Annotated in this window: 21 protein-coding genes; 9 read left to right on the forward strand and 12 right to left on the reverse strand. The window is 69.2% G+C overall.

Features of this window, described 5'->3' with window-relative positions; genetic code table 11:
• Positions 1–2: 2 nt before the first annotated feature.
• Genes INR38_RS04995 through INR38_RS05005 form a run of 3 tightly spaced genes read right to left on the reverse strand, consistent with a single transcriptional unit; the run spans position 3 to position 2,767 of the window.
• On the reverse strand, positions 3–986 hold the full coding sequence (locus INR38_RS04995) for a tripartite tricarboxylate transporter substrate binding protein (RefSeq protein ID WP_065347864.1): 984 nt from the start codon (positions 984–986) through the stop codon (positions 3–5).
• Between the two features lie 60 nt (positions 987–1,046).
• Complete coding sequence (locus INR38_RS05000; protein ID WP_012203312.1) at positions 1,047–1,742, reverse strand: RraA family protein; 696 nt, start codon at positions 1,740–1,742, stop codon at positions 1,047–1,049.
• 23 nt (positions 1,743–1,765) lie between these two features.
• On the reverse strand, positions 1,766–2,767 hold the full coding sequence (locus INR38_RS05005; RefSeq protein ID WP_207443951.1) for a hydroxyacid dehydrogenase: 1,002 nt from the start codon (positions 2,765–2,767) through the stop codon (positions 1,766–1,768).
• Between the two features lie 100 nt (positions 2,768–2,867).
• On the opposite strand from INR38_RS05005, the gene INR38_RS05010 reads away from it, so the two are divergent.
• Positions 2,868–3,797: a LysR family transcriptional regulator gene (locus INR38_RS05010; RefSeq protein WP_013804160.1), complete on the forward strand. Its 930-nt coding sequence runs from the start codon at positions 2,868–2,870 to the stop codon at positions 3,795–3,797.
• Positions 3,798–3,813: 16 nt separating this feature from the next.
• Here INR38_RS05010 and INR38_RS05015 read toward each other — a convergent pair whose 3' ends face one another.
• Positions 3,814–4,551: a Crp/Fnr family transcriptional regulator gene (locus INR38_RS05015; protein WP_013804161.1), complete on the reverse strand. Its 738-nt coding sequence runs from the start codon at positions 4,549–4,551 to the stop codon at positions 3,814–3,816.
• Between the two features lie 153 nt (positions 4,552–4,704).
• Between INR38_RS05015 and INR38_RS05020 the strand changes: the two genes are divergently transcribed.
• From INR38_RS05020 to INR38_RS05050, 7 genes are read left to right on the forward strand one after another with little or no spacing between them, the layout of a single operon-like run.
• Positions 4,705–5,769 (forward strand): porin, encoded by a 1,065-nt coding sequence (locus INR38_RS05020; protein WP_207443953.1) that lies wholly within the window; start codon positions 4,705–4,707, stop codon positions 5,767–5,769.
• 9 nt (positions 5,770–5,778) lie between these two features.
• Positions 5,779–7,905: an acetate--CoA ligase family protein gene (locus tag INR38_RS05025; protein WP_207443955.1), complete on the forward strand. Its 2,127-nt coding sequence runs from the start codon at positions 5,779–5,781 to the stop codon at positions 7,903–7,905.
• Complete coding sequence (locus INR38_RS05030; RefSeq protein ID WP_207443957.1) at positions 7,902–8,924, forward strand: tripartite tricarboxylate transporter substrate binding protein; 1,023 nt, start codon at positions 7,902–7,904, stop codon at positions 8,922–8,924. The genes INR38_RS05025 and INR38_RS05030 overlap by 4 nt, the downstream gene beginning before the upstream one ends.
• 24 nt (positions 8,925–8,948) lie before the next feature.
• Positions 8,949–10,334 carry a DUF1254 domain-containing protein gene (locus INR38_RS05035; protein ID WP_207443959.1) on the forward strand — a complete coding sequence of 462 codons (1,386 nt, stop codon included), beginning with the start codon at positions 8,949–8,951 and terminating at the stop codon, positions 10,332–10,334.
• Positions 10,335–10,342: 8 nt separating this feature from the next.
• Complete coding sequence (locus INR38_RS05040; protein ID WP_207443961.1) at positions 10,343–11,674, forward strand: DUF1254 domain-containing protein; 1,332 nt, start codon at positions 10,343–10,345, stop codon at positions 11,672–11,674.
• Positions 11,671–12,924 (forward strand): alkyl sulfatase dimerization domain-containing protein, encoded by a 1,254-nt coding sequence (locus INR38_RS05045; RefSeq protein ID WP_071954372.1) that lies wholly within the window; start codon positions 11,671–11,673, stop codon positions 12,922–12,924. The genes INR38_RS05040 and INR38_RS05045 overlap by 4 nt, the downstream gene beginning before the upstream one ends.
• Positions 12,925–12,975: 51 nt before the next feature.
• Positions 12,976–13,965 (forward strand): tripartite tricarboxylate transporter substrate binding protein, encoded by a 990-nt coding sequence (locus INR38_RS05050; RefSeq protein WP_207443963.1) that lies wholly within the window; start codon positions 12,976–12,978, stop codon positions 13,963–13,965.
• Positions 13,966–13,989: 24 nt separating this feature from the next.
• On the opposite strand, the gene INR38_RS05055 is transcribed toward INR38_RS05050, so the two are convergent.
• From INR38_RS05055 to INR38_RS05065, 3 genes are all read right to left on the reverse strand, one after another.
• Positions 13,990–15,018, reverse strand: coding sequence for a tripartite tricarboxylate transporter substrate binding protein (locus INR38_RS05055; protein ID WP_207443965.1), 1,029 nt, complete (start codon positions 15,016–15,018; stop codon positions 13,990–13,992).
• A gap of 76 nt (positions 15,019–15,094) precedes the next feature.
• On the reverse strand, positions 15,095–16,111 hold the full coding sequence (locus INR38_RS05060) for a tripartite tricarboxylate transporter substrate binding protein BugE (RefSeq protein ID WP_207443967.1): 1,017 nt from the start codon (positions 16,109–16,111) through the stop codon (positions 15,095–15,097).
• A gap of 14 nt (positions 16,112–16,125) precedes the next feature.
• Positions 16,126–17,310, reverse strand: a complete 1,185-nt coding sequence (locus INR38_RS05065; RefSeq protein ID WP_043819932.1) for a M20 family metallopeptidase — start codon at positions 17,308–17,310, stop codon at positions 16,126–16,128.
• Between the two features lie 77 nt (positions 17,311–17,387).
• Here INR38_RS05065 and INR38_RS05070 point away from each other — a divergent pair, with 77 nt between their 5' ends.
• Positions 17,388–18,332, forward strand: coding sequence for a MurR/RpiR family transcriptional regulator (locus tag INR38_RS05070; RefSeq protein WP_207443969.1), 945 nt, complete (start codon positions 17,388–17,390; stop codon positions 18,330–18,332).
• Positions 18,333–18,387: 55 nt separating this feature from the next.
• Here INR38_RS05070 and INR38_RS05075 read toward each other — a convergent pair whose 3' ends face one another.
• The 5 genes from INR38_RS05075 to INR38_RS05095 all read right to left on the reverse strand — a co-directional run bounded on the left by INR38_RS05075 (position 18,388) and on the right by INR38_RS05095 (position 22,967).
• Positions 18,388–19,125, reverse strand: coding sequence for an amino acid ABC transporter ATP-binding protein (locus tag INR38_RS05075; RefSeq protein WP_012203297.1), 738 nt, complete (start codon positions 19,123–19,125; stop codon positions 18,388–18,390).
• Positions 19,126–19,150: 25 nt separating this feature from the next.
• Positions 19,151–19,822, reverse strand: a complete 672-nt coding sequence (locus tag INR38_RS05080) for an amino acid ABC transporter permease (protein WP_012203296.1) — start codon at positions 19,820–19,822, stop codon at positions 19,151–19,153.
• Position 19,823: 1 nt separating this feature from the next.
• Entirely contained in the window at positions 19,824–20,576 is a 753-nt protein-coding gene (locus tag INR38_RS05085) for an amino acid ABC transporter permease (RefSeq protein ID WP_043819928.1), read from the reverse strand.
• A 112-nt stretch (positions 20,577–20,688) separates the two neighbouring features.
• On the reverse strand, positions 20,689–21,588 hold the full coding sequence (locus INR38_RS05090) for a transporter substrate-binding domain-containing protein (protein WP_063327262.1): 900 nt from the start codon (positions 21,586–21,588) through the stop codon (positions 20,689–20,691).
• A gap of 443 nt (positions 21,589–22,031) precedes the next feature.
• Complete coding sequence (locus INR38_RS05095; RefSeq protein WP_170962088.1) at positions 22,032–22,967, reverse strand: LysR substrate-binding domain-containing protein; 936 nt, start codon at positions 22,965–22,967, stop codon at positions 22,032–22,034.
• Positions 22,968–23,056 lie beyond the last annotated feature (89 nt).

Below are 23,056 nucleotides of genomic sequence, written 5' to 3' on the forward strand. Positions count from 1 at the left end.
GGTCAGTTGATCTGGAACTTGCCCTCGCGGATCAGCTTGCCCCATTTGGCGTGCTCGCTGCGAATCCACTCGCCGAACTGCGCGCCATTGGCAGGCGTGGCCATGCTGCCTTCCTGGGCCAGCTTCTCTTTGACCTCCTTGGTGGCCAGCAGCTTCATGGTCGCGTCGGCAATGCGCTCGGCGATGGGGGCGGGCAGGTTGGCCGGCCCCACCAGGCCCAGCCAGGTGGAGGCCTCGAAGCCCGGATAGCCCTGCTCGGCCACCGTGGGCACATCGGGCAGGGACGGCACGCGCTGGGCCGAGGTGACGGCCAGCGCACGGATCTTGCCCGTGGCCAGTTGCGACATCACCGACACCGTGTTGCCGAAGTACAGGTCCACCTGCCCGCCCATCAGGTCGGTGAGCGCGGTATTGGCGCCCTTGTAGGGCACCTGCAGCACCTCGATGCCCGCGCGGCGGGCCAGCATTTCCCCGGCCAGGTGGCCTACCGTGCCATTGCCGGCCTGGGCGATGCCGTAGGTGCCGGGCCTGGCCTTGGCCGCCTTGATGAAGTCCTGCAGGTTCTTGAAGGGCGAGTCGCGCCGCACGGTCAGCACCACGGGCTGCAGGGCCACGCTGGCGATGGGCGTGAAGTCCTTGAGCGCATCGAAGGGCATCTTGGCGTAGAGGCTGGGATTGATGGCCAGGTTGGCGGCCTGCCCCATGCCGATGGTGTAGCCGTCCGGCGCGGCCTTGGCCACGGCATCCAGGCCGATGTTGCCGCCCGCGCCGGGCTTGTTGTCTATGACCATGGTCCAGCCCATGGCGATGTTGAGCCGGTCGGCCACCAGGCGCGAGGTGGCATCCGTGCCGCCGCCGGGCGGAAACGGCACGACCAGGCGCACGGGCCGCTGCGGCCATTCGCCCTGGGCCAGCGCCAGTGCAGGGAAGGCCGTGGCCAGGGCGGCGGCAGCGCCGCCCAGAAGATGCCGTCTGCGCATTGTCATTGTTTGTCTCCTTGGAATCGTTATGGCGGGAAAAGTCGGGCGCAGCCTGCGCAGGGGACGCTAGACCGGCAGGCCCTTGGCGCGCAGCACGGCGTCGAAGCGCTCGGGATCGGCCGTGCCGCTGCGGTTGGTCTCGCGGATGACGGCCTCGCGGGCCAGGTGGGCCTGGCTGCGGCGCAGCACCTCGGCGGCCTCGGCCGCGGGCACGGCGATCACGCCATCGGCATCGCCCACGATCAGGTCGCCGGGCAGCACGGCCAGGCCGGCGCAGGCCACGGGCACATTGATCTCGCCCGGGCCGTCCTTGCTGGGCCCGCGGTGCGTGTGGCCGCGCGCAAAGATGGGCATGCCGTCCTGCGCCCATTCGCACAGGTCGCGGATGGCGCCGTCGATGACCAGGCCGCCCAGGCCACGCGCCAGGCAGGTGGTGCGCATCAGGCCGCCGACCAGGGCCTGCGAGACATCGCCGCCGCCGTCGATGACCAGCACATCGCCGGGCTGCACCATCATCAGCGCCTTGTGGATCATGAGGTTGTCGCCGGGCCGCACGCGCACGGTGACGGCCGGGCCGCAGAGAACGGCCTCCAGCCGCGCGTGGTACTGGCGCAGGCCGATGGCGCCGACATTGCGGCTCATGGCGTCGCCGATGGCGGCCACGGGAATGGCCTTGAAGGCCTGGACGACGCCGGCCTCGGGGCCTGCGGCGCGCGGATGGATGCGGTAGCCCGCAGGCCATTGGCTGGATGGGGTGGTCATGGCAAATCTCCGGGAAAAACAGCTCAGCGCAGAACCTCGGGGTTCACGCAGTGGGAAGGGTCGGCCGGGCTGCCCTGCAGCCAGCCCAGCACATTGGCGGCGGCCATGCCGGCCATGGCCGCCAGCGCGGCTGGCGTGGAGCCGCCCACATGGGGCGTCAGCACCACGTTGTCCAGCGCGGCCAGGGCGTGACCCGCAGGCAGGGGTTCCTCGGCCATGGTGTCCAGGCCGGCGGCGGCCAGGTGGCCTTTGCGCAGGGCGTCGATCAGCGCAGCCTCGTCCACCACCTCGCCCCGCGCGGTGTTGACCAGCAGGGCGCCGCGCGGCAGCTGGGCGATGCGGCCGGCATCGAGCAGATGGCGCGTGCGGGCATTCAGGGGCACGTGCAGGCTGAGCACATCGGACAGGGGCAGCAGCTCATCCACCGAGCCCAGCATGCGCACGCCCGCCCCGGTGCCGGGCCCTGGGGCGCAGGCCGGATCGAACGCTGGATCGAAGGCCACCACCTGCATGCCCAGCGCCAGCGCCACGCGCGCCACGCGCTGGCCCACCTGGCCAAAGCCCAGCAGGCCCAGAGTGCGGCCGCTCAGCTCCAGGCCGTCCTGGGCGCGGGACCAGCGGCCGGCGCGCAGCTCGGCATCCATCCAGGCGATGCGGCGGGCGGCCGCGAACATCAGGCCCAGCGTCATCTCGGCCACGGACTGGGCATTGGCGCCCGGCGTCACATAGACCGGAATGCCCCGCTGGCTGGCCGCGGCCACATCGATATTGCTCACGCCCACGCCGTGCTTGGAGATGACCTTGAGCGTGGGACAGGCCGCGATGGCAGCGGCCGACAGCGTGGCCGTGCGCGAGATCACGGCATCGACGCTCTCGCGTGCCAGCACGGCGGCAACCTCGGCCTCGCCGCCGCCCTCTTGCAGGTACAGCACGCGGCAGTGCGCCGCCTGCAGGCGCTGCAGCCCGGCGGGCGCCAGGCGTGGCGCGGTCACGAAAACGGTGGGCGGGTGGGTAGTGGCGGTCATGGGAACGGGCAATTCGCTTTGTCGATGCACCGCATTCTTGTGAGCGCCACCCATTCCGTCCATTCGATAATGTTCATTCAAACATCACTTTTATTCATCGATGGACCTGCACCTGCGCGACCTGCGCTTCTTCGAGATCGTGGCCGACCTCGGGCACCTGGGCCGGGCCGCAGAACAGCTGGGGCGCACCCAGCCCGCGCTGAGCAAATGCATACAGCGCCTGGAACTGACCGTGGGCGGCGCGCTGTTCGAGCGTGCCGGGCGCGGCATACGCCTCACGCCGCTGGGCGATGTGCTGCTGGCCCGCGCGCGCATGCTGCGCAATGCCAGCCAGGAGGCGCTGCGCGAGGTGCGCGACTTCAACGAAGGCCATGCCGGCCATGTGCGCATCGGCAGCGGGCCGGTGGCCGCCGACCACCTGCTGCCCGAGCTGTGCAGCAAGGCACTGGCCGACGGGCGGCGCATCACCATCAGCATCGTGATCGGCCCCAGCTGGGAACTGCGCGACCGCCTGCGCGAGGGCCAGCTGGACCTGCTGATCGGCCTCACGGCCGAGGGTGATCCGGAGCTGGTCTCCCACCCGATCGCCGAGGACGTGGTGGTGGTCGCGGCGCGCCAGGACCATCCCGTCTTCGAGCGCCAGCGCATCACCATGGCCGCGCTGCTGCGCCATCCCTGGGCCCTGCCCAGCGCCAACATTCCCAGCCGGCAATGGCTGGACCAGGCCTTCACCTCGCGCGGCATGCCGGCGCCCACGGTGCAGGTGGAGGCGGGCTCCATCCCGCTGCTGCCGCGCATGGTGGCCAAGACCGATCTGCTGACCTTCGTCTCGCGCCACACGCTGCGGCTGGAGCGCAGCCGCACGCTCAGGGAAGTGCGCCTGCCGGCCACCACGCTGCGCCGCCACCTGGGCGTGACCTGCCGGCGCGACGGCTATCTGTCGCCCGCCGCCCGGCACATGCTGGAGCTGCTGCGCGCCGACGGCCAAGCCCTGTTCGGCGAGGATGCCTCGCCTCTGGACGAGGACTGATTCCAGCGGACCGGGGCTAGGGCCCCGGCCGCGCGCCCGCATCGGCCAGGCGCAGCAGGCCCGCCAGGTCGACGATGGTCAGCCGGCCATAGGCGGCCTGCAGCAGGCCGCGCTGCTCCAGCAGGCGCAGCTCCTTGTTGATGGTCTGGCGCGAGACGGACAGCATGGCGGCCAGGTCGCTCTGAGAGATGCGCAGCACCACGCCCTGCCCGTCGGGCGCGGGCTGGCCATGCGTGGGGGCCAGCCGCGCCAGCAGCTCGGCCACGCGGTTGTCGATGTTGCTGAAGGCGTGGCGCTGCTGGACGACGATCAGCTCGTGCATGCGCGCCAGCACCAGCAGGCAGATGTCCTTCCACAGCGGCGGATGGGCATCGAGCAGGGCCAGGAAGGACTCGCCGGGAATCTCCACCAGCACCGTGGGCTGGTGCGCGTGGTAGTCGTAGACGAATTGCGTGTGCTCCAGCAGCCGCGCCAGGCCGACGATGTCGCCCGCGCTGTGCATGGACAGCACGAAGCGCGAGCCCGTGGCGTCCACGCCGCCCACTTCCACGCAGCCCGAAGCCACTACCAGCACCTCGCGCCGCTTGGGGTCGGCGGCGCGCACCTGCTGGTGGCGCTCGTAGCGGCCCAGGCGGGACAGCGCCGTCAGCTCATCCAGCACCTCGGGCGGCCAGTTGCGCAGCATGCGGCACAGGCCCAGGGCGCGGCGGATCAGCGCCGAAGGGTCGGCCACGGGAGCAGGCTTGGAGCGCATGGTTCTCTCACGATGTCGAAGGCCCCGGGTTAGTCCGGTGCCCATGTACCGCCATTTGTCAATGGCTTGACAGAGTGCATCCCCTGTCGCTCGGGATAGTAGCAAGCAAGCCACCGGGCAAAGCATCCGGGGCGCTACCAAGGAGACAAGTTCGTGAAGCACAAGCATTGGCTGGCCGCCGGCGGCATGGCGGCCCTGGGCACGTCCGCGTGGGCCCAGAGCAGCGTGGAGATGTTCGGCATCGTCGACGTCCACATCAACAGCGCAAGGTCGGGCGCCACGCGCCTGAGCCGGCTGGAGGATGGGGGCAGCGCGGCATCGCGCATCGGCTTTCGCGGCAGCGAGGACCTGGGTGGCGGCCTGCGCGCCCAGTTCATGCTGGAGGCCGGCGTGGCGCCGGACACGGGCCTGGGCACCATTCCCGGCCCGGGCCTGGCCTTCACGCGGCAGGCCTGGGTGGGACTGAACAGCGGCTGGGGCGCCGTGGAGATGGGCCGCATGTACACGCCCATGTTCGGCGCGCTGTTCCGCGCCGATCCGCTGGGCATGAACGCGCTGTTTTCCTCGCTGAACCTGGTGTCGGCCACCGATGCCCAGGCCGGCCTGCGGCCGTTTGCGGCGCGGGCCAACAACCTGGTGCGCTACCGCACGCCGGCAGGCCAGCCCTGGCTGGCGGACCTGGCCTATTCCTTCGGCGAAGTGGCTTCGCCGAACAGCAGCAACGGCCGCCTCTATGGCGCCACGCTGGGCTGGAACCAGAAGCCCTGGTTCCTGGCCTACAGCTTCCAGAAGTCCGTGGAAGGCAGCGCCGCCGCACCCGTGTCCGCGCCCGCCACCAGCCAGTACCAGGCACTGTCGGCCAGCTGGGAAGCCCTGGACGGGCTGCGCCTGACGGGCAACTACGTCATCAACCGTGTGGACCGTGCAGGCACACCCAAGGCGAAGCTGGCCCAGCTGGGCGCCGATTGGAGCGTGGATGCGCGCTCCAAGCTGCTGGTCTCGGTGGCGCGGCGCGAGGTGGGCGGCACGGACCGCGCCCAGAACACCTGGACGCTGGGCTACGACTATGCGCTGAGCAAGCGCACCGTGCTCTACGCGCGCTGGCTGCAGCTGGGCAACGCGGCCAATGCCTCGGCCGCCATTGCCAACGTGCCGGTGACCCCCAACAGCGGCGACGGCGTGCGGTCCCTGGCGCTGGGTGTGCGCCACAACTTCTGAGGGACACACATGACCGACAGCCATTGCTTTGACACCTCCCGGCTCGACGCGCTGTTCGCGCCGCGCTCCATCGCCGTGGTCGGCGCCTCGGACCAGGCCAGCAAGATCGGCGGCATTCCGCTGGACTACCTGCTGCGCTTCGGCTACGGCGGCGCGCTGTATGCGGTGAACCCGCGCGCCAGCCGCGTGCAGGGCCTGCCCGCGCACGAGCGGCTGGCCGCCATCGGCGCGCCGGTGGACCTGGCCATCGTCGCCGTGCCGCAGTCTCAGGTGGCCGGCGTGCTGGAGGATGCGGCCGCCGCGCGCGTGCAGTCCATGGTGCTGTTTTCCTCGGGCTATGCCGAGACCGGATCCGACGGCACGGCCGCCCAGCAGGCGCTGGCGCGGCGCGCGCAGGAGGCGGGCATACGCCTCATCGGCCCGAACTGCCTGGGCTTCATGCGCCCCGGCCACCAGGTCTACGCCACGTTCTCGCCCGCGCCGGGCGGCGGGCTGGTGCGGCCCGGGCGCATCGGCATGGTCAGCCAGTCGGGCGCCTTCGGTGCCTATGCCTACAGCCTGGCGCGCGAGCGTGGGCTGGGCCTGTCGCTGTGGGCCACCACGGGCAACGAGGCCGATGTGCAACTGGCCGATGGCCTGGCCTGGCTGGCCCAGGACCCCGAGACCGACGTGATCATGGCCTACATGGAAGGCTGCCGCGACGGCCCCCGGCTGCGCGCGGCCCTGGCCCTGGCGCAGGAGCGCGGCAAGCCCGTGGTCATGTGCAAGGTGGGCACCAGCGCCCTGGGCGCGGCCGCCGCCGCATCGCACACGGCCTCGCTGGCGGGCAACGATGCCGTCTATGACGCGGTGTTCCGCCGCTACGGCGTGCTGCGCGCGCATTCCATCACCGACTTCTTCGCGCTGGCGGCCAGCGCCTCCATCGCGCGGGCCCCCAAGGGGCGGTCCATCGGACTGTTCACGGTCTCGGGCGGCGTGGGCGCCATGATGGCCGACGACGCCAGCGCAGCCGGCCTGGACGTGGCACCGCTGTCCGATGCGGCCCAGTGCCAGCTGCGCGAATGGGTGCCGTTTGCTGCGCCGCGCAACCCCGTGGACATCACGGGCCAGGTCACCAACGACATGACGCTGCTGGAGCGCAGCGCCCGCCTGATGCTGGCCGACCGGCAGTTCGACAGCTGGCTGGGCTTCTTCGCGGCAGGCGGTCTGTCCGACGCCTTCTGGCCCGTGCTGCAAAGCCTGGTGCAGACGCTGCGCACCCACCATCCGGACACCCTGCTGGCCGTCAGCACGCTGTGCCCGCCCGAGCGCCGCGATGCGCTGGAGGCGCTGGGCTGCCTGGTGTTCGCCGACCCGGGTGCGGCCATACGCTGCATTGGCGCGCTGGCCCGCCTGCATGAAACACCGCAGGCTCTGCCCGCGATGGCAGATGCAGGCAGCGCGCTGCACCTGCCGGCGGGCACGCTGTCGGAGCAGCGCAGCATGGCCCTGCTGGCCGAGGCCGGCGTGCCCGTGGTGCCGCACCGGCTGGTGCGCACGGCGGCCGAGGCAGCGCAGGCCGTGCAGGCCGTGCAGGAGATGGGCGGACGCATTGCGCTCAAGGTCTGCAGCGATGCCATCGCCCACAAGTCCGACGTGGGCGGCGTGGCACTGAACCTGGCGGATGCGGCCGGCGCCCAGGCCGCCTTCGACCGCATCCTGGCCAATGCGCGCCAGGCCCGGCCCGATGCGCGCATCGACGGCGCGCTGGCCGCGCCCATGGTGCAGGGCGGCGTGGAGTGCATCGCCGGCGTGCACCGCGACCCGGTATTCGGCCCGGTGCTGATGTTCGGGCTGGGCGGCATCCATGCCGAGATCCTGCGCGATGTCTCGCTGCGCCTGCTGCCCATCACGCGCGACGACGCGCTGGCCATGGTGCGCGAGCTGCGGGCCTTTGCCGTGCTGGACGGCGCGCGCGGCCGCCCCCGCGTGGACCTGGACAGCATTGCCGACACGCTGTGCGCCCTGGCCGGCTTTGCGCAGCGCGCAGGCGCCACGCTGGAAAGCGCCGAGATCAATCCCCTGATCGCCCGCCCGCGCGAGGACGGCGGCTGCGTGGCCGTCGATGCGCTGGTCATCGGCAGGGAGGCTGCATGAAAGCCAATGCCCATTCCATCTCCCGCCCGGAGGCCACCATGAACACACCCCTGCTGCGCACCGCCGCACTGACCTGCCTTGCCCTGGCCTGCAGCGCCGCGCTGGCCCAGGACGGCTATCCCTCCCGTCCCGTTCGCATCGTCGTGCAATACCAGGCAGGCGGCTCCACCGACACCGTGGCGCGCATCCTGGCCGAGGGCCTGGCCAAGCGCCTGGGCCAGCCCGTGGTGGTGGACAACCGCAGCGGCGCGGGCGGCATCATCGGCACCGAGCATGTGGCCAAGAGCGCGCCCGACGGCCACACCCTGCTGCTGACCGTGCCCGGGCCCATCACGGCCAACCTGGTGCTCTACAAGAAGCTGCCCTACGACCCGCGCACCGAGCTGCGCATGGTCTCGGACGTGGTCTCGCCCTCCATGGTGATGGCCGTCAACCCGGCCGTGCCGGCCAGGGACTTCAAGGGCCTGGTCGAGGCCGTGCGCCAGTCGCCGGGCAAGTACGCCATGGGTTCCTGGGGGGCGGGCACGCAGCCGCACCAGGTCCAGGTCTTCATGGACAAGGCCTACGGCCTGCAGTCGCTGCACGTGGCCTACAAGGGCGAAGGGCCCATGTCCATCGACCTGATCAGCGGCGTGATCCAGATGACGCTGGGCTCGGCCGCCACGCTCAAGCCCTTCATCGACGCCGGCAAGCTGCGCGCCCTGGCCGTGGCCGGACCGCGCCGCAGCAAGGCCCTGCCCGATGTGCCCACCTTTGCCGAGCAGGGCTACCGCGAGCCCGTGTATGCCATCACGGGATCGATCTCGCTGATGGCGCCCGCGCGCACGCCCGACGCCATCGTCGAACGCCTGGGCCGCGAGGTCGCCGCCGTGATGCGCGAGCCCCAGGTGCGCCAGCGTGTCGAGGCGCTGGGCCTGGAGGCCCAGGGCAACAGCCCGGCCGAGGCCAGCGCCGCCTACGCCGCCTTTTTGCCCGTGGCGCTGGACCTGGCGCGCTCCACGGGCGTGACCCTCGACTGACCCCCTCATCCCCTGAAGAAAACAATGGACACGAACCTGACCCCTCCCTCCCTGCCCGAAGTCCGCCGCGCCCTGGCGCGCTCCATCGGCCTGGCTGCCTTTGTCTACGGCTATCCGCTGATAGAGACCTACCGCACCTGCCGCCTGCAGACCGATGCCGGCGCCGCGCGCGCTACCGGTCTTGGCCTGGACATGCGCGGCGACTTCGACACGCTGCACCACAGCCAGCGCCCCTCCACCCATGAGGACCGCGACGTGGTCACGCCCGCCAACGACCTGCTGTACTCGCTGGCCTGGATCCACCTGGCCGACGGCCCGCGCCTGCTGACCGTGCCCTCCAGCGCCGCACATCCGGGCCGCTACTTCGTGCTGGCCCTGTACGACGCCTATACCGAGAATTTCGAGAACCTGGGCCCGCGCAACTGCGCGCCCGAAGGCGAGACCGTGGTCCTGGTCGGGCCGGGCGGCCAGGTGCCGGAACACCTGGCCGGCCACCGTCTGGTGCACTGCCCCAGCAACCTGGTCTGGCTGATCGGCCGCACCGTGGTGGGCGATGCGCCCGACTGGCCTGCAGCCCGCGCACTGCAGGCCGACATCCGGCTGGAGCCCGCGCCGGGCACGCCGAAAGGAGGCCGCCCGGCCGCCGTCACGAACTGGGTCGGCCCGCCCGTGGACGCCATGGCGGCCGCCTTCGAGAACCAGGAGCCTGCGGCCGAGGTTGCGCCGCGATTTTTTGCCAACCTCTGCCATGCGCTGGCCGAGGCGCCTGGCCGCAAGGAGGACCAGGGGCTGCTGTCCTGGTTCGGCCAGGCCGGCCTGGTGACCAGCGCCCACATGGCGTGGGAGCAGCTGGAGGAGCCCGTGCGCGAAGGCCTGACCGAGGGCTTTGCCGACGGCGTGCGCACCGTGGCCGCCATGGGGCGCAACCGCCGCCCCCGGCCCTGGACCATGACGCCGTCCACCGGCCGCTACGGCAGCGAGTACCTGGGCCGCGCACGCACCGCCTACCTGGGCCTGGGCGCGCTGGCCACAAGCGAGGCCATCTACGCGGCCGCCCACCACGACGCAGGCCTGCAGCCGCTGGACGGCAACCAGCGCTATGTGCTGCGCTTCAATGCCGCCGACATGCCGCCGGCCGATGCCTTCTGGTCCGTCACCCTGTACGACGCCGACCGCTTTCTCTACGGCAACGAGATCGGCCGCCACTCCATCGGCGACCGCACGCCGGGCTTGCGGCGCGAGGCCGACGGCAGCCTGCAGATCGACCTGGGCCATGCCCGGCCGGCACAGGGCTCCGCCAACTGGCTGCCCACGCCGCACGGGCGCTTCTACCTCATCCTGCGCATGTACCACCCGCAGGCAGGCGCGCACCAATGGCCTGTTCCGCCCCTGCAGCCCGTGGCCGCATGAGACACGCCATGGACCTGAGCGCACTGGCCGAAGAGGCCGTCATCCACACCTGCCCGCTGTACGAGATGCGCCGCATGCGCGCGGCCACCTCGCCCCGGCGCAATGCGGCCGGCGAGGCCGCCCCAGCCCCGCTGCGCTGGTGCAACCAGTTCGTGCATGCGCGCCAGCTGCTGCGCGCCGGCACCAGCCGCGTGGTCACGCCCAACAACGACACGCTCTACACCAACGCCTGGCTGGACCTGGGCGCCGGGCCGCTGGTGATCGACGTGCCCGACACGGCGGGCCGCTACTACGTCCTGGGCCTGCTGGACTTCTTCACCAACCCCTTCGCCCACCTGGGCCAGCGCCTGACGGGCACGGCGGCGCGCTCCTTCCTTTTCACGCCGCCCGGCTGGCAGGGGGCGCTGCCGCCACCGTTCGATGCACCCGGCGCACACATTGCCGCGCCCACGCCCTGGCTGTGGGTGATAGGCCGCATCCTGGTCGATGGCGAGCACGACCTGCCCGCCGTGCACGCGCTGCAGGACGGCTTTGCGGTGCGCCCGCTGGCCGACTGGCAGGCGGGCACTCCCTCGCAGGCCCGCGCCTTCGATCCGGACTGCGATCCCCAGGCCCCGCCAAATGCCGAGCACTATGCAGCCCAGGTGAATGCCGCCTTGCGCGACAACCCGCCGCCGGCAGAGCATGCCGCACGGGTCGCGCGCTTTGCTGCCGTGGGCCTGGGCGCAGGGCTGGGTGCACCCGATGCGCAACAGCAAGCCGCACTGCAGCGCGCACTGGACAGCGTACTGCCCCGGCTGCGCGCGGCCAGCACGGGCCGGCGCCTGGACTCGGGCTGGGAACTCCCCGCCCTGGTCGAAGGCAGTTTTGGAGACGACTTCCAGGCCCGCGCCGAAATTGCGCTCAAGTACATCGGCATGCTGGAAAGCCGCGAGGCCATCTACCCGCTGGCCTGGCACGACGCCCGGGGCCGGCCCCTGGACGGCAGCCGCCGCTACCGGCTGCGCTTTGCCCCAGGCGCGCTGCCGCCCGTGCAGGCCTTCTGGTCCCTGACCCTCTACGGCGCCCACGACTGCATGCTGGTGGACAACCCCATCGACCGCTATGCCATCGGCGACCGCACGCCGGGCCTGCGCCCCGACGCTGATGGCGATGGCGATGGCGGGTTGACTATCCACATCAGCCACGCGCCGCCGGCCAGCGAAGACCACCGCGCCAACTGGCTGCCCGCGCCGCGCGAAGGCTTCTACCTGTGCCTGCGCGCCTACATGCCCCAGCCCGAACTGCTGGACGGCCGCTACGCCCTGCCCCCCATCGAACCAGACCCGGAGACCCCATGAACGCCAGAGACGACGACAAGCCCTTCTTGCTGGTGGGCACCGGCAGCGAAACCGTGGCGCCGGGCCTGCACATACTGCGCGGCCAGGGCCAGTCCTTCGTGGCCGAGACCGACGCGGGCCTGGTGGTGATCGACGCCGGCCCCGGCGGCAAGGTCAGCCAGGACATGATCGCCAGCCTGCGCCAGCTCAGCGACGCGCCCGTGCATGCGCTGTGCTACAGCCACGGCCACATCGGCTACAACGCGGGCGTGCCCGCCTGGCTGGAGCATGCGGCCGCGCGCGGAGAGCCTGTGCCGCGCCTGATCGCGCACCGCAACCTGCCGCGCCGCCAGGCACGCTACCGCGAGACCCGGGCGCTGCAGCACCGCATGGCCGAGATCCAGTTCAACCGCAGCGCGGGCTTTTTCGAGCACCGGCTGGACATGCACGAGCCCACCGAAACCTTCGACACGCGGCTGGAGATAGGCAGCGGGGACAGCCGCATCGAGCTGTTCTGGGCGCCGTCCGAGACCGACGATGCCATCGCGCTGTGGAGCCCCGGCCAGCGCGTGCTGTACGGCGGCGCGGCGCTGCTGGACTCCATACCCAACATCGGCACGCCCTTTCGCACGCTGCGCGACACCGTGCGCTGGGCCGACACGCTGCAGGCCATGGCCGCGCTGCGCCCGCTCAAGGCCGTGCGCGAGTTCGGTCCCGTGATCGAGGGCGAGCAGGCCGTGCAGCAGGTGCTGCTGCACACCGCACAGGCGCTGCGCTGGCTGCGCGCCGAAGTCGTGCGCCTGATGAACGAGGGCCTGAACGAGCAGCAGGTGCTCGCGGCCATGGACTATCCGCAGGAGCTGTTCGGCGTGGAGTGGATGAAGCCCACCTATGGCGACCCCAGCTACATCGTGCGCGACATCTACCGCTCGGAAAACGGCTGGTGGGACCGCAACCCGACCACGCTGCACCCGGCCCCGCCCGAGGCCGCAGGCGCCGCCATCGCCGATGCCATCACCGACAAGCCCGGCCTGGTGGCCAGCGCCCAGGCGCTGGCCGACGCGGGCCAGTGGCAGCTGGCCCTGCATGTGATCGACGTGCTGGCCACGGCGACCGGCGACGCGCCCGAGATCGGCCAGGCCCGCAGCCTCAAGGCCGCCTGGCTGCGCGAGCGTGCGCGCGAGGTGGACAGCTATGTCTCGCGCAACCTCTACCGCGTGGGAGCCGACATGATCGAGCAGGGCACGCAGGCGCGCCTGGGGCTGCGCTGACGGGGCCGCACACAGGCAAGGCGACACAAGGCGACACAAGGAGACAAGTGCATGAAGACGATGAAGAAGCACGGCATGGCCCTGGCACTGCTGCTGGCCATGGCCTGCACAGGCCACGCCCAGCCGGCACAGGATGCCGGCAACTACCCCGCCCGCCCCGTCACGCTGATCGTGCCCACGGCCGCCGCCGGCGGAACGGACACCATCGCACGGGTGTTTGCCGAAGGCCTGACCCGGCTGCTCAGGCAGCCCTTCGTGGTGGACAACCGGCCCGGCGCCAACGGCCTGGTCGGCGTGGAGCAGGCCGCGCGCAGTGCGCCGGACGGCTACCGGCTGCTGTTCACCTACACGGCGTCCATGGCCGTGAACCCCAGCCTCTACCGCAAGGTTCCGTATGACCCGATCAAGGACTTCGCACCCATTGCGCAGATAGGGCGCGCGGGCAATCTGCTGCTGGTCTCGCGCGATTTGCCCGTGCATTCGCTCAAGGAGTTCGTGGCCTATGCAAGCGCACGGCCCGGCCAGCTCAGCTACTGCTCCTGGGGCCAGGGCTCAGGCGGGCACCTGACCATGGAATTCCTGCTCAAGCAGGCCGGCCTGCAGATGCAGCATGTGCCCTACAAGGGCAGCAGCCCCTGCGTGCAGGGCCTGCTGGGCGGGCAGGTGCAGGCCGCGTTTGCGGACACCTCTTCCACCGTGGAGCTGGTGCGTGCGGGCCGCGTGCGCGCCATCGCCCACAGCGGCGACAAGCGCATTCCCAGCCAGCCGGACCTGCCCAGCCTGACCGAGGCGGGCTACCCGTTCCACAACTATTCCTGGTACGGCGTCTTCGCGCCCGCCAAAACGCCGCAGCCCATCGTGGACAAGCTCAACGCCGCCATCAACCAGTTGCTGCAGGACCCGGCCACGGCCAAAAAGCTGGGCGAGCTCAACCTGACCGATCTGCCCCGGACCACGCCCGCGCAATTCGCCGACACGCTGCGCCAGGACCTGGCGGACTGGGGCCGCCTGGTGCGCGAGGTAGGTGTGCAGCTGGACTGAGGGCAGGCCCTTGGCGGGCCAGGCTCACTCGGCCACGATGCCCGTCCTGCGCACCACCTCGCCAAAGCGCTTCAGGCGCTCGGACATCATGGCCTCGAAAGCCGCGGGGCTCATTTCCTCGGGCGGGGTCACGCCCCGGTCCTGCAGGCTGGACACCATGGCCGGCGCCGTGGCGGCCTGGCGCACGGCCTTGAAGAGGGCCTGCACCACGGGCGCGGGCGTGCCGGCCGGCGCAGCCAGGCCGGTCCATGAGCTCATGTTCAGCTGCGGGTAGCCGACCTCGGCCAGCGTGGGCACATCGGGAATTTGTGCCACGCGCTGCTCGGATGCCACGGCCAGGGCGCGCACCTTGCCCGCCTGGATGTGGGGCAGCATGGAGATGAGGTTGTCGAAGAACACCTGCACCTCGCCCGCCAGCACCGAGGTGACCAGCAGCGTGCCGCCCCGGTAGGGAACATGGGTGATGTCCAGGCCCGCATCGGCCTTGAACATCTCCATGTTGAGCTGGCCCATGCTGCCCGTGCCGCCGCTGCCGTAGTTGAGCTGGCCAGGGTGCTTTTTGGCATAGGCGATGAACTCCGCAAAGCTGCGGATGGGCAGGCTCGCGGGCACGACCAGCACATTGGGCAGGCGGCCCAGGATGGCGATGTTCTCGAAATCCTTGATGGGGTCGTAGCCCACCTTGGGCTGGGTCAGAGGATTGGCCAGATGGCTGCTCTGCGAGGACACCACCAGGGTGTAGCCGTCCGGCTTGGCGCGCGCCACGGCCAGCGCAGCCACCGAGCCGCCCGCGCCGGGCCGGTTCTCCACGACGATGGGCACGCCCAGGATGCGTGCCATGGGCTCGGCATACTGGCGCGCCATGGCGTCCACCGAGCCACCGGCCGGAAACGGCACGATGAAGCTGATCTGGCGCGTGGGGTAGCCGGCGGCCTTGCCTTCGGCGGCCAGCGCCGCAAGCGGCGCCAGCACACCCAGGCCCAGCCCCGCGCCGAGCACGCGGCGGCGGGAAGGGTGGCTGCCAGCCTGGCGGGCGATAGGGGTCATGCTCATGTCTCCTCCTTATGGAAATACGTCGGCTGCGCCCGGCCATCCGGGGCGCCCTGGGGGCACCCTGGGCGTGCCCTGCTTACTCGGCCACGATATGGGCCTTGCGCACCACCTCGCCGAACAGCTTCAGGCGCTCGGCCATCATGTTCTCGAAGGCGGCGGGGCTCATCTCCTCGGGGGCGACCACGCCGCGCTCCTTGAGGCTGGCCACCATGGCCGGCGCCGTGGCCGCCTGGCGGATGGCCTTGTACAGCGTCTGGACGATGGCGTCGGGCGTGCCCGCAGGCGCCGCAATGCCGGTCCAGGAACTCATGTTGAGCTGGGGATAGCCGACCTCGGCCATGGTGGGCACGTCGGGCAGCATGGGCAGGCGCTGCTCCGAGGCCACGACCAGGGCGCGCACCTTGCCCGACTGCACGTGGGGCAGCATGAAGACCAGGTTGTCGAGGATGAACTGCACCTCGTTGCCGATGGCCGCCGTGACCAGCGGCGAGCCGCCACGGTAGGGGATGTGCGTGGCAAAGATGCCCGTGGCGGCCTTGAGCATTTCCACATTGAGCTGGCCCATGCTGCCGATGCCGGCGCTGCCGTAGTTGACCTGGCCGGGGCGCTTTTTCACGTACTCGATGAACTCCTGGAAGTTCTTCACGGGCAGGCTGGAATGCACCATCAGCGCATTGGGCTGGCGGCCCAGGATGGCAATGTTCTCGAAGTCCTTGATGGGGTCGTAGCCCACCTTGGGCTGGGTCAGAGGATTGGCCAGGTGGCTGCTCTGCGAGGACACGACCAGGGTGTAGCCGTCCGGCTTGGCGCGCGACACGTACTGCGTGGCCACCGAGCCGCCCGCGCCGGGCCGGTTCTCCACCACGATGGGCACGCCCAGGATGCGCGACAGGGGCTCGGCGTACTGGCGGCCCATGATGTCCACCGAACCGCCGGGCGGAAACGGCACGACCAGCGTGATCGGGCGCGAGGGGTACTTGTCATCGGCGCGTGCGGCCAGCGGCGCCAGCGCGGACAGGCCCGCCAGGCCAAGGCCTGCGCCCAGCAGCTTGCGGCGGGTGTTCAGGGAGGGGTTCACGGACAGGTTTTTCATGGGTATCAGCGCAATCAGGGGTGATCAAAGATGGCGAGGGCCACGGCCTGCGCACGCGGCACGAAGGTGGCCAGCTCGCAGTACTCGCGCTCGGTATGGGGATGGCCGCCCACGGGGCCGGTCGCGCACAGCGTGGGCACGCCCACCGAGGCCGTGAGGCCGCTGTCGGCCGCACCGCCCGTGAACTCTCCCTGCACATCAAAGCCCAGCGACTGCGCGCCGCGCCGGTACAGCTGCAGCAACGCATCGGGCGTGGGCGCCATGGGCAGGGTGCGGCGCACGGCGGTGACGCGGCCCTGTGTGCGGGGCACGGATTCTTCCTCCACGATGGCGCGGATGCGCTCCATCAGCGCATCGGGATCGGTCTGGGCCGTGTAGCGCACATCGAGCTCGGCCTTGGCGTGGGGCGCCACCATGTTCGGCACGATGCCGCCCTGCAGCACGCCCACATTGGTGGTCGTGCCCGTGGCGGGATCGGTCAGCGCATGCAGGGCCAGCAGCTTGCGCGCCATGGCCTCCAGCGCGCTGGCGCCGGCCGCGTGGTTGATGCCCGCATGGGCGGCCACGCCCTGCACCTCGAACTCCACGGCCATCGATCCCTTGCGGCTGGTCACCAGGTTGCCGCTGACGCGGCCGGGCTCGGCATTGAAGACGGCGCGCGCGCCGCGCACCGTGTCCATGATGGTCTGGCGCGTGGCGGGCGAGCCGATCTCCTCATCGCACGAGAAGAACAGCTTGAGCGGCGCGCCCAGGCCGCCACAGCGCGCAAAGGCCTCGGCCACGAAGACGTTGAGCACCAGGCCCGACTTCATGTCGGCCACGCCGGGACCGTAGGCCCTGCCCTCTTCCACGCGGAAGGGGCGGCGCGCCACGGTGCCCGCCGGGAAGACGGTGTCCATGTGGCCCATCAGATAGATGGGTGCGCCTTCGGCCGGGCCGTCCCCGTCGGGACCGGCGACATCGGCATGCAGCAGCACGCCGTAGCCGGGCACGTCCTCGAAGCGCACGGCCACGCCGGCCGCCTCCAGCCGCTCGCGCAGCGCCTGGGCCACGGCCAGGATGCCGGCTTCATCGCGGCTGCCGCTGTCGATATCGACAATCCTGTGCAACAGATCTTGCATGGCCTGCTGCTGGCCGCCCAGCCAGTCCAGCAGTCTCGCGCGCTGCTGCACGCGGCTTTGTTCGAGGGTATCGTGCATGGTGGAATCTCCAGATTGCATGCAGTGTTGCACGCGACCCCCTATTTTGCAACACACGTTGCATATACAAGAAAAATATGAAATCACCATTGCAAAAAGCCGCACTGCTGCTGCCGCAGCGCCTGGCGCAGCAGGGCGCGGAGCTGACGGCCAGCGAGCTGACGCTGGCCCAGACCCTGGGCAGCAACTACCCGCATGCGCTGCTGGAGTCGGCCACGGCGCTGGCCGCGCACACGGGCACCAGCGCCTCGACCGTGGTGCGCCTGTTCGCCAAGCTCGGCTATGCCAGCTATGCCGAGGCCCAGCGCGAGGCGCGCGGCGAGGTGACGGCGCTGCTGCAGACGGCCGCCCAGCGCGCGCCCGTGCTGCTGGGCGCGCAGCGCAGCCTGAGCGAATGCGTGGACGATGCGCTGCTGCACGACCAGCACAACATCCAGGCCACGCGCGAGGGGCTGGACATGGCGGCCTTCGAGGCCATGGCCCGCAAGCTGGCCCAGGGCGAGGGCCGGGTGTTCGTGCTGGCCCAGCTCAACAGCTCGCCGGTATCCGCCTGGCTGGCCCTGCACCTGAACATGTGCCGCCCCGGCGTGCAGGAGCTGGATGCCGGAGCCATCGCGCCGGCCGACCAGCTGCTGTGGATCGGCCCCTCGGACACGCTGCTGGCCTTCAGCGTCAGCCAGTATTCGCGCGGCACCTTTGAGATAGCGCAGCGCTTTGCCGACGCCGGTGCCCAGGTGCTGGCCATCACCGACAGCCCCGCCGCGCCGCTGGCCACCGTGGCCCACCACTGGCTGCAGGTGCGCACGGCCAATGCCTCGCCCTTTCACTCCTACACGGCAGCCTTCTACCTGTGCAACGCCCTGGTCTCGGCCGTGGCCCAGCTGCGCCACAAGGATGTGTCCGAGGCACTGGCCCGGCGCGACGCGCTGTGGAAGGAGTTCAACCACCAGTTGATCAGGACGGCCGAGCCGCGCACCGCCGCACGGCGCAGCCCCGGCCGTTCCAGAGCGGCAAAAGACTAAGGGCGCCGAAGCGCCCTTGTCTTGAGATGGCCTGCTGCCTGCCGGCAGCAGCCGATCAGTGCTGCAGGATCTTGTTGAGGAATTCCTTGGTCCGGGGCTGGCGTGCTTCGGGGTTGCCGAAGAATTCGTCCTTGGAGCAGTCCTCCAGGATCTTGCCACCCACGTCCATGAAGATCACGCGGCTGGCCACCTTGCGTGCGAAGCCCATTTCGTGGGTCACGCACATCATGGTCATGCCTTCGTTGGCCAGGCCGATCATCACGTCCAGCACTTCGCCGACCATTTCGGGGTCCAGCGCGGAGGTGGGTTCGTCGAACAGCATCACGATGGGGTCCATGGACAGCGCGCGCGCAATGGCCACGCGCTGCTGCTGGCCACCCGACAGCTGGCCCGGGAACTTGTCCTTGTGCGCCGTCAGGCCCACGCGGTCCAGCATCTTGAGGCCGCGCTTCTTGGCATCGTCCGGGCTGCGACCGAGCACCTTGATCTGGGCGATGGTCAGGTTCTCGGTCACCGACAGGTGCGGGAACAGCTCGAAGTGCTGGAACACCATGCCCACGCGGCTGCGCAGCTGGGGCAGGTTGGTCTTGGGATCGTGCACGGCCACGCCGTCCACGAAGATCTCGCCCTTCTGGAAGGGTTCCAGCGCGTTGATGGTCTTGATCAGTGTGGACTTGCCCGAGCCCGAAGGGCCGCAGACCACCACGACCTCACCCTTCTGGATGTTGGTGGAGCAGTCGGTCAGCACCTGGAAGCTGCCGTACCACTTGGAAACGTTCTTGAGTTCAATCATTGCAATTCCTCAATGGGGTGCTGGCTCATCGAATGATGGCAATCTTTTTGTGCAGGCGCTTGACTGCCCACGAGAGCGAGTAGCACAGCACGAAGTAGGTCACGCCAGCGGCCAGATAGGATTCGATGGGACGGCCATAGTTCTTGCCCGCCACTTCGAAGCCCTTGAGCATGTCGTAGGCACCGATGGCATAGACCAGCGAGGTGTCCTGGAACAGGATGATGGTCTGCGTGAGCAGCACCGGCAGCATGTTGCGGAAGGCCTGGGGCAGGACCACGAGGCGCATGTTCTGGCCGTAGGTCATGCCCATGGCCTGGCCCGCAGAGACCTGGCCGCGCGGGATGGACTGGATGCCCGCGCGCATGATCTCGCTGAAGTAGGCCGCCTCGAAGGCGATGAAGGTGATGATGGCCGAGACCTCGGCGCCGATGGGCCGACCGATGATCAGCGGCATCAGCAGGAAGAACCACAGGATCACCATCACCAGCGGCACGGAGCGCATGCCGTTGACGTAGAGCGTGGCGGGCACATCAAGCCACTTCTTGCCAGACAGGCGCATCAGCGCCAGCACGGTGCCGAAGAGCACGCCGCCGATGGTGGCGATGACGGTCAGCGTCAGGCTGAAGTACAGGCCCTTCAGCACGAAGTTGCTGAACAGGTCCCAGGTGAAGAACGACCAGTCGATTTGCAGGTTCATGTCAGTGTCCTCCGCCGCTGGCAGCGATCAGGCCCGGGACGCGCGAACGCTTCTCGATGAAGGCCATGATGCGGTTGATGGCAAAGGCGGAAATCACATACAGGCCGGTGACGGCCAGATAGATCTCGATGCCGCGCGAAGTCTCTTCCTGCGCCTGCATGGCGAACATGGTCAGCTCGGCCACGGACACGGCGAAGGCCACGGACGAGTTCTTGAACACGTTCATGGTCTCGCTGGTCAGCGGCGGGATGATGATGCGGAACGCCATGGGCAGCAGCACGTAGCGGTAGTACTGGAACGTGGTGAAACCCATCGCCATGCCCGCATAGCGCTGGCCGCGCGGCAGCGCCTGGATGCCCGAACGCACCTGCTCGGCGATACGCGCCGAGGTGAAGAAACCCAGCGCCAGCACCACGAGCACGAAGCCCGGCAGCGACTTCAGCGCAGGAACAAAGGACGGAACCACGTGGTACCACATGAAGATGTGGACCAGCAGCGGAATATTGCGAAACAGCTCCACCCAGGCATTGCCCAGCCGCACGATCCACGGCCGGCCCTCCAAAGTGCGCAGCGTGCCGATCAGCGATCCGACGACCAGTGCGATCACCAGCGACAGCAGCGACACGGAAATGGTCCAGCCCCAGGCCGACAGCATCCAGTCCAGGTAGGTGATATCGCCGTTCTTGCCGAAGCAGCTTTGACCGACCTCTTGGGTAATGGTGTCCTGGCAGAACACCTGCCAATCCCAACTCATAGGAGCACCCCTTCATTCAAAACACGAAATGCGTGCCGGCAGAAAAACCGGCGACGCAACAAAAAACGCCCCTTCCAACCGCATGGCAGAAGGGGCGGCATTCAGCTGGTGCTTACTTGACTTCGTACGACTCCATGGGCTTGTCGTTGGGGTGGGCCCATGCGTCCTTGGTGGCGTCGGACAGTGGCAGGCCGACCTTCACGTTGGCCGGGGGAATCGGCTGCATGAACCACTTGTCATAGAGCTTGGCCAGCGAGCCGTCGGCGATCTGGCGCTTGATGGAATCGTCCACGGCCTTCTTGAAGGCGGGGTCGTCCTTGCGCAGCATGCAGGCGATGGGCTCGACCGACAGGGTTTCGCCGACGATCTTGTACTCGGCAGGTGCCTTGGACTTGGAGATGTTGGCGGCCAGGATGGAGCCGTCCATGATGAAGGCGTCGGCGCGGCCGGTTTCCAGCATCAGGAAGCTGTCGGCGTGGTCCTTGCCCATGACTTCCTTGAAGGTCAGGCCGTCGGCGCGCTTGTTCTTGCGCAGGGTCTGCACCGAGGTGGTGCCCGTCGTCGTGACGATGGTCTTGCCGTTCAGGTCCTTGATGCCGGTGATGCCGGAGTTGCCCTTGACGGCGATGCGCACTTCTTCCACGTAGGTGGTCACGGCGAAGGCCACATCCTTTTGGCGGGCCTGGCTGTTGGTGGTGGAGCCGCACTCGATGTCCACGGTGCCATTGGTCACCAGGGGGATGCGGTTTTGCGAGGTGACGGGCTGGTACTTGATGTCCAGCTTGGCCAGGCCCAGTTCCTTCTGGATGTCGGCCAGCACGCGCTCGCCCATCTCGGTGTGGAAGCCCACGTACTTGCCATTGCCCAGCGTGTAGCCCAGGCCGGAGGATTCACGCACGCCCAGCGTCACGGCGCCGGAGGACTTGATCTTGGCCAGGGTGTCACCAGCCTGCGCGAAAGCGCTGCCTGCAGCCAGGGCGGTCACGGCGATGGCCAACAAATGCTTCTTCATACGGGTCTCCTGAGATGAGAACGAAAACGGTCTTGATGAGAACGGTCGAGTCGCCTTGTGGGCTTGCTCGAACTATCAACGATGTGACACATATTGTGCAATCACGCACGGTGCTGGAGCACCGACACGTGCTAGGGCTTTCCAGCACGTCAGCCGGATTCAGGTAAGCAACTGCCGTGCCATGGCACGCGTTTTTTGCCCGATCCAGCGCACCGGCGGTCCTGCACACGGCGTGGTTGCTGTGCGCGCACTCTAATGCCAGGGCCGGTGGCACAGCCAATGCCGTTTGCAAAAGCCCTTATGCATGCTATGCATAATAGGTGTTTACCCTAGGCATAACCCGTGCACCAAGTCGGGCTCTTGCCGGGCACCCGCATGCACCAACGTGCAGCAAAAAGGGGCTGCGAGAGCCCCTTTTTTCCTGATGCGTGCCGTTTGGCGTGTCAGCCGATGGTCTCGCCCTGCTCCAGCAGGAAGTTCCACAGCGCGCCGGCCACGCCCTGGGGCGCGTCCTTGCTGGCGGGTTTTTCACGGTAGGCGCGCACTTCCATGTCCATGCGAAAACCGTTGTCGCCCGCAGGCGCGGCGCTGACCAGGCGCCCGGCCTCCAGCTCGTTGCGCACGGCGCTGAACGGCAAGAACGCGACGCCATGGCCTTCCAGCGCCATGGCCTTGAGGCCTTCGGCCATGTCGGTCTCGTAGACGCGTTCCAGGTGCACGGCCTCGGCCGCTTCCTTGAGGATGAGCTCCGTCACCCGGCCCAGGTAGGCGCCGGGCGCATAGCCCAGATAAGGCAGCGGCTGGCCCTGGCGGCCCGGCAGCTGGTGCAGCGGCAGGCCGTCGGCGTCGGGCTTGGCGTAGGGGGCGAGCACCTCATGGCCCAGACTGACCATCTCGTAGCGCGCCGGGTCAAGCTGGAAGGGCTGGGACGGATGGAAGTAGGCGATCAGCAGGTCGCAGCCGCCTTCGACCAGGCGCATCACGGCGTCATGCACATTGAGCGCGAACAGCCGGCTTCGGAACGGCCCGAACTTGGCCTGCACGCTGGAGACCCAGTTCGGGAAGAAAGTGAAGGCCAGCGTGTGCGGCACCGCAAACCCCACCATGCCCTTGCCCGCGCTGACGTGGGCACGCAGCATGGTGCGCGTGCTCTGCAGCGACTGCAGCATCTCCAGCGCCTGGTCATACATGGTCTTGCCGGCCGGCGTGAGCCGGGTCGGGTAGGAGCTGCGGTCCACAAGGTCGGTGCCGGCCCAGGCCTCCAGTGCCTGGATGCGGCGCGAGAACGCAGGTTGCGTCACGTGCCGCAGTTGGGCGGAGCGGCTGAAACTGCGTGTTTCAGCCAGGCTGACGAAATCTTCTAGCCATTTGGTTTCCATGCCCGCCATTATCCGCCGGGCCGTGACGGGTGCCTGACAGGGCAGGGATGGTCCCTCTGGCACACCGCATGGATGCGCACATAATGGCG

This window comes from Delftia sp. SD018, from assembly GCF_017355445.1.
Taxonomy (GTDB): Bacteria; Pseudomonadota; Gammaproteobacteria; order Burkholderiales; family Burkholderiaceae_C; genus Comamonas; species Comamonas acidovorans.

Bases quoted from the DNA above. Each gene is read 5' to 3' on its own strand.
- INR38_RS05025 (WP_207443955.1), top strand. From the start codon at position 5,779: ATGACCGACAGCCATTGCTTTGACACCTCCCGGCTCGACGCGCTGTTC.
- INR38_RS05035 (WP_207443959.1), top strand. From the start codon at position 8,949: ATGGACACGAACCTGACCCCTCCCTCCCTGCCCGAAGTCCGCCGCGCC.
- INR38_RS05010 (WP_013804160.1), top strand. From the start codon at position 2,868: ATGGACCTGCACCTGCGCGACCTGCGCTTCTTCGAGATCGTGGCCGAC.
- INR38_RS05075 (WP_012203297.1), bottom strand. From the start codon at position 19,125: ATGATTGAACTCAAGAACGTTTCCAAGTGGTACGGCAGCTTCCAGGTG.
- INR38_RS05095 (WP_170962088.1), bottom strand. From the start codon at position 22,967: ATGGAAACCAAATGGCTAGAAGATTTCGTCAGCCTGGCTGAAACACGC.
- INR38_RS05005 (WP_207443951.1), bottom strand. From the start codon at position 2,767: ATGACCGCCACTACCCACCCGCCCACCGTTTTCGTGACCGCGCCACGC.
- INR38_RS05065 (WP_043819932.1), bottom strand. From the start codon at position 17,310: ATGCACGATACCCTCGAACAAAGCCGCGTGCAGCAGCGCGCGAGACTG.
- INR38_RS05030 (WP_207443957.1), top strand. From the start codon at position 7,902: ATGAAAGCCAATGCCCATTCCATCTCCCGCCCGGAGGCCACCATGAAC.
- INR38_RS05085 (WP_043819928.1), bottom strand. From the start codon at position 20,576: ATGAGTTGGGATTGGCAGGTGTTCTGCCAGGACACCATTACCCAAGAG.
- INR38_RS05060 (WP_207443967.1), bottom strand. From the start codon at position 16,111: ATGAAAAACCTGTCCGTGAACCCCTCCCTGAACACCCGCCGCAAGCTG.
- INR38_RS05050 (WP_207443963.1), top strand. From the start codon at position 12,976: ATGAAGACGATGAAGAAGCACGGCATGGCCCTGGCACTGCTGCTGGCC.
- INR38_RS05040 (WP_207443961.1), top strand. From the start codon at position 10,343: ATGGACCTGAGCGCACTGGCCGAAGAGGCCGTCATCCACACCTGCCCG.
- INR38_RS05015 (WP_013804161.1), bottom strand. From the start codon at position 4,551: ATGCGCTCCAAGCCTGCTCCCGTGGCCGACCCTTCGGCGCTGATCCGC.
- INR38_RS05080 (WP_012203296.1), bottom strand. From the start codon at position 19,822: ATGAACCTGCAAATCGACTGGTCGTTCTTCACCTGGGACCTGTTCAGC.
- INR38_RS05090 (WP_063327262.1), bottom strand. From the start codon at position 21,588: ATGAAGAAGCATTTGTTGGCCATCGCCGTGACCGCCCTGGCTGCAGGC.
- INR38_RS05045 (WP_071954372.1), top strand. From the start codon at position 11,671: ATGAACGCCAGAGACGACGACAAGCCCTTCTTGCTGGTGGGCACCGGC.
- INR38_RS05000 (WP_012203312.1), bottom strand. From the start codon at position 1,742: ATGACCACCCCATCCAGCCAATGGCCTGCGGGCTACCGCATCCATCCG.
- INR38_RS05055 (WP_207443965.1), bottom strand. From the start codon at position 15,018: ATGAGCATGACCCCTATCGCCCGCCAGGCTGGCAGCCACCCTTCCCGC.
- INR38_RS04995 (WP_065347864.1), bottom strand. From the start codon at position 986: ATGACAATGCGCAGACGGCATCTTCTGGGCGGCGCTGCCGCCGCCCTG.
- INR38_RS05070 (WP_207443969.1), top strand. From the start codon at position 17,388: ATGAAATCACCATTGCAAAAAGCCGCACTGCTGCTGCCGCAGCGCCTG.